The organism is Micromonospora sp. NPDC047753 (genome assembly GCF_040642735.1).
Classification (GTDB): domain Bacteria; phylum Actinomycetota; class Actinomycetes; order Mycobacteriales; family Micromonosporaceae; genus Micromonospora.
Genome location: NZ_JBEYSL010000511.1, coordinates 1 through 4,674, shown reverse-complemented (window position 1 = coordinate 4,674; position 4,674 = coordinate 1). Strand labels below are relative to the sequence as shown.

At 68.8% G+C, this 4,674-nt stretch carries 4 protein-coding genes; 1 reads left to right on the top strand and 3 read right to left on the bottom strand.

Annotated features, from left to right (window positions below):
* Positions 1 to 76: 76 nt before the first annotated feature.
* The 3 genes from ABZ749_RS29740 to zwf all read right to left on the bottom strand — a co-directional run bounded on the left by ABZ749_RS29740 (position 77) and on the right by zwf (position 3,228).
* On the bottom strand, positions 77 to 202 hold the full coding sequence (locus ABZ749_RS29740; protein WP_357207405.1) for a hypothetical protein: 126 nt from the start codon (positions 200 to 202) through the stop codon (positions 77 to 79).
* Positions 199 to 1,623, bottom strand: a complete 1,425-nt coding sequence (locus ABZ749_RS29735; protein WP_357233602.1) for an OFA family MFS transporter — start codon at positions 1,621 to 1,623, stop codon at positions 199 to 201. Before ABZ749_RS29735 ends, ABZ749_RS29740 begins: the two co-directional genes overlap by 4 nt.
* A gap of 225 nt (positions 1,624 to 1,848) precedes the next feature.
* The gene (gene zwf / locus ABZ749_RS29730) at positions 1,849 to 3,228 is read right to left on the bottom strand and encodes a glucose-6-phosphate dehydrogenase (RefSeq protein ID WP_357233600.1); all 1,380 of its coding nucleotides are present in this window, start codon (positions 3,226 to 3,228) and stop codon (positions 1,849 to 1,851) included.
* 212 nt (positions 3,229 to 3,440) lie between these two features.
* On the opposite strand from zwf, the gene ABZ749_RS29725 reads away from it, so the two are divergent.
* Positions 3,441 to 4,674 (top strand): beta-N-acetylhexosaminidase (locus tag ABZ749_RS29725; protein WP_357233598.1); only part of this gene is annotated, 1,234 nt, incomplete at its 3' end.

The following is a 4,674-nucleotide window of genomic DNA, read 5'->3' as shown; positions in this document are numbered from 1 at the left end:
GGCAGGAGAGCTCTGATGTTCAGTGACCTCGACGAGCAGCTCGCCAGCACGCTCAGGCGGCACCCCGCACGGCACCTCAGTGGGTGAACAGCTTCGCCGCCGTGATGACGGTCTGGGCGATCCCGTAGCCGAGCAGCGCCGCCACCACCAACCAGGAGATCCACAACCGGGCCTGCTGCCCGGAACGGCTGTCCTCACTCATCGCGTACCACTCCTCTGCGCCGTCGCGTCCTCGTCCACGTTCTGTTGCGGGTGCTGTTCCGCCGCTGGTTCGTGGTAGCGCTGCGGCACCGGCCGCACCAGCAGGTTCGCCACGAAGCCCACGGCCAGCACGCCCACCATCGTGAACAGCGCCGGACGGTACGCGGCGGCGGTCAGCGAGCCCGGCTCGCCCTGCGCGTCGAGGAACCCGTTGACGATCAGGGGACCGGCGATCCCCGCCGCTGACCACGCGGTCAGCAGCCGACCGTGGATCGCCCCGACCTGGAAGGTGCCGAACAGGTCCCGCAGGTACGCCGGCACGGTCGCGAAGCCACCGCCGTAGAACGACAGGATCACGCAGGCCAACAGCACGAACAGGGCCGTCGAGGTCTGCCCGACGAGCGCCAGCAGCGCGTAGAGCACCATGCCGACGCCCAGGTACACCAGGTAGATCGGTTTGCGGCCGATGATGTCCGAGGTGGACGACCACGCGAACCGCCCGGCCATGTTGAACAACGACAGCAGACCCACGAACCCGCCGGCCGCCGCCACGGTCACCGCGGAGGTGCCGTTGTCGCGGAAGAAGTCCTGGATCATCGGGCTGGCCTGTTCCAGGATGCCGATGCCGGCGGTCACGTTGCAGAACAGCACCACCCACAGCAGCCAGAACGAGCGGGTCTTCACCGCGTTCGCCGCCGACACGTTCGCCGTGGTGACCAGCGGCTTCGCCGCCACGCTGGCGGGGTCGAAGCCGGCCGGCCGCCAGTCCGGCGCCGGCACCCGCACGTTCGCCACCCCGAACATCATGATCACGAAGTAGCCCAGGCCGAGCGTCACGAACAGCCACACCAGGGCGCTGCCCGACGCCGTCGACCCCGCGTTGGCCGGGTCGTAGCCGGCGTCGTAGAACGACAACAGTTGCCGCGACAGGGGAGAGGCGACCATCGCCCCACCACCGAACCCCATGATCGCCAACCCGGTGGCCAGCCCCGGCCGGTCCGGGAACCACTTGATCAGTGTGGAGACGGGGGAGATGTAGCCGATGCCCAGCCCGATGCCGCCGAGCAGCCCGTAGCCGAGATACAGCAGCCACAGCTGCTTCGTGGCGATGCCCAGCGAGCCCACCAGGAACCCCGCCGCCCAGAAGCAGGCCGAGACGAACATGGCCTTGCGCGGCCCGTTCGCCTCCACCCAGGTCCCGGCGACCGCCGCGGACAACCCGAGCATCACGATCGCGATGCTGAAGATCACCCCGATCGCCGTCTGGCTGGTGTCGAAGTGGGCGATCAGCGAGTTCTTGTAGACGCTGGTCGCGTAGACCTGACCGATGCAGAGGTGGATGGCCAACGCCGCCGGGGGGATGAGCCACCGGCTGTAGCCGGGCGGCGCGACGGTGTGCCGACGATCGAGTGCGGAAAGCATGCGCTGCTTCCTCTCCGACGAGGACGAGAAACGTCGCCCCCAACGTGCCCACACCACGCGTAAGCGGCAAACCTCACCGTCGCCGGACGGTCGTTCCGCTGAGCTGAGCGGTCAGTCAGCGACCGCGCGCCGCACCCGTGACCGACTCGGCCTGCCCACAGTCGGGACACCGCGACATGCCAGAGACCGAGTCGGTCACGCCGCCTCCGTCAGCTCCGGCCGCGACTAGCGCAGGTCCGGAAGATGCCAGCCGCCGGCCAGCGCGTCGGCGTCCGCCGGACCCCAGCTGCCCTTCTCGTACGACCGCACCGCCGTCGGCAGATCCAGGATCGGCTCGACGATGCGCCACTCCTGCTCGATCGTCTCGGCACGCGCGAAACGCAGGTGCTGCCCGTCCATCGCGTCGTCGAGCAGCCGCTCGTACGCCTCCTGCCGGCGACCGAGAGCCGCGCCGAAGTCGACGGACAGGTCCACCGGACGGCTCGCCACCTCGGCACCCGGGCTCTTCGCCTGGATCGACATGGTGATGCCGTCGCCGCGCCCGAGCCGGAACCGCAGCAGGTTCGCGGCGGTGGCCTGACCCCGCTCGGCCGGGATCAGCGAATGCTGCGGCTGCTTGAACTCGACCACGACCTCCGTCGCCGTCCCCGCCAGGGACTTGCCAGCACGCAGGTAGAACGGCACACCCGCCCACCGGGGGGAGTCGACCGTCAACCGGGTCGCCACGAACGTCTCCGTGTTCGAATCCGCCGCCACGCCCGGCTCGTCGCGGTAGCCCGCGTACTGCCCTCGGACGGTGGAGTCCGGCGACAGCGGCGCGATCTGCCGCAGCACCGCGGCCTCCGCCTCCCGGAACGCCGTGGTGTCCTCGCTGGCCGGCGCCTCCATCGCGATGAGCGCCACGACCTGCAGGATGTGGTTCTGCAGCACGTCCCGGGTCGCGCCCACGGTGTCGTAGAAGCCGGCCCGGCCCTGAGTGCCGAAGGCCTCGGCGAGCGTCACCTGGATGTTGTCGATGTGCTCGTTGTTCCACAGCGGCTCGAACAGCCGGTTGGCGAACCGGAAGGCGTAGAGACCCTCGACGGCTTCCTTGCCGAGGTAGTGGTCGATGCGGAACACCCGCTCCGGCGCGAAGGCCGCGCGCAGGGTGCGATCCAGCTCGCGGGACGACTCCAGGTCACGCCCGAACGGCTTCTCCACGATCACCCGACCCCGGTCGGCCAGACCCACGGCCGCCAGGCCCTCGACGACGGAGCCGAACACCGCCGGAGGAATCGCCAGGTAGAAGACCGGCCGCTCGGCGTCGCGCAGCCGCTGCGCCAGCCGCTGGTACGTCGCCGGGTCCGCGTAGTTGCCGGAGATCATCGAGAGGTTGTCCGCCAGTCGGTCGAAGATCTCGTCGTCGATCTCGTCCTGGGCCTCGGTGACCGACTTGCGGGCCATGGTGACCAACTGCTGATCGTCCCAGGGGGAGCGGGCCACACCGATCACCGGAACGTCGAGACGGTCGCGCCGGGTCAGCTCGTACAGCGCCGGAAACAGTTTCTTCGAGACGAGGTCTCCCGTGACGCCGAACAGCACTACCGCGTCTGAGCGCATGTGCATGGCACTTCCCATTCGATCATCCGAACCTGATCTTCCGAACGGACAACGGCACGACCACTCCCGGAATTCCCCAGCGTGCGGCGTACGTGAGGTCGGCGACAGCACCGTCTCGACGGGTCCTTATGTTAAGGAAGGTTTACAGTGCAGGCGAATCGCCGGTAACCTGCCCCTCTAATCGACAATCGTCGATCATGACGAGGCCTGGAGGTACCGTGCGTCGCCGACACACCACCACACGGCTGCTGGCCATAGCCGCACTCGCGCTACCCGTCACCCTGACCACAACGCCCGCCGCCGCCGCGACACCCACCGCACCAGCCCGACACCTCAGCGACGTCATCCCCGCACCGGTCGAAACCCACCCCGACGCGCACAACACATTCCGCATCACCCCCCTGACCGTCATCCGCACCACCCCCGGCTCAGCCGCCGCCTGGCACGTCGGTCAGCAACTCGCCACCACACTGCGCCCCGCCACCGGCCACGCCCTGCCCGTCCTGCCCGTACGCTCCACCCCGCTACCCGAGATCGCCCTGCTCATCGGCGGCGCCGACGACCGCATCGGCCAGCAGGGCTACCAACTCGACGTCACCCGCCGCAGCGTCACGATCCGCGCCAACACCCCCGCCGGGCTGTTCGCCGGCACCCAGACCCTGCGCCAACTGCTCCCCGCCCAGATCGAGGCACCCGACCGGCGGCGGACCACCTGGACAATCCCCGGCGGACGAATCATCGACTACCCACGCTTCGCCTACCGCGGCGCGATGCTCGACCTCGCACGACACTTCCACACCGTCGACGACATCACCGCCTACGTGGACCTGCTCAGCCAGTACAAAATCAACTACCTGCACCTGCACCTGACCGACGACCAGGGCTGGCGCATCCAGATCGACTCCTGGCCCCGCCTCACCACCGTCGGCGGCGGACCCGGCACCGGAGTCGACGGCGTCGGCCCCGGATACCTCACCAAGGCCGACTACACAGCCGTCGTCGCCTACGCCGCCGCACGACACATCACGATCATCCCCGAGATCGACATGCCCGGGCACACCAACGCCGCCCAGTCGACCTACCCCGAACTCAACTGCGACGGCGTCGCACCGCCCCCGCGCACCGACATCGCCGTCGGCTACAGCTCCCTCTGCATCAACGACGACCTCACCTACCGCTTCGTCGAGGACGTCATCCGCGAAATCGCGGCCATCACCCCCGGACCATTCCTGCACATCGGCGGCGACGAAGCCCACGCCACCACCGACGAGGACTACCGCACCTTCATGAACCGCGTCCTGCCCCTGGTCACGAAATACGGCAAACGCGCCTACGGCTGGAACGAAATCACCCAGGCCGACACCTCCACCGACGACGTCGCCCAGTTCTGGGGCACCGGCACCACAAACGCCAGCCTCGTCGCGGCCGCCGCCCGCGGCACCAAAGTCGTCA

Excerpts from the sequence above, each read along its gene's own strand:
- ABZ749_RS29740 (WP_357207405.1), bottom strand. The coding sequence starts at position 202 with ATGAGTGAGGACAGCCGTTCCGGGCAGCAGGCCCGGTTGTGGATCTCC.
- ABZ749_RS29735 (WP_357233602.1), bottom strand. The coding sequence starts at position 1,623 with ATGCTTTCCGCACTCGATCGTCGGCACACCGTCGCGCCGCCCGGCTAC.
- zwf (WP_357233600.1), bottom strand. The coding sequence starts at position 3,228 with ATGCACATGCGCTCAGACGCGGTAGTGCTGTTCGGCGTCACGGGAGAC.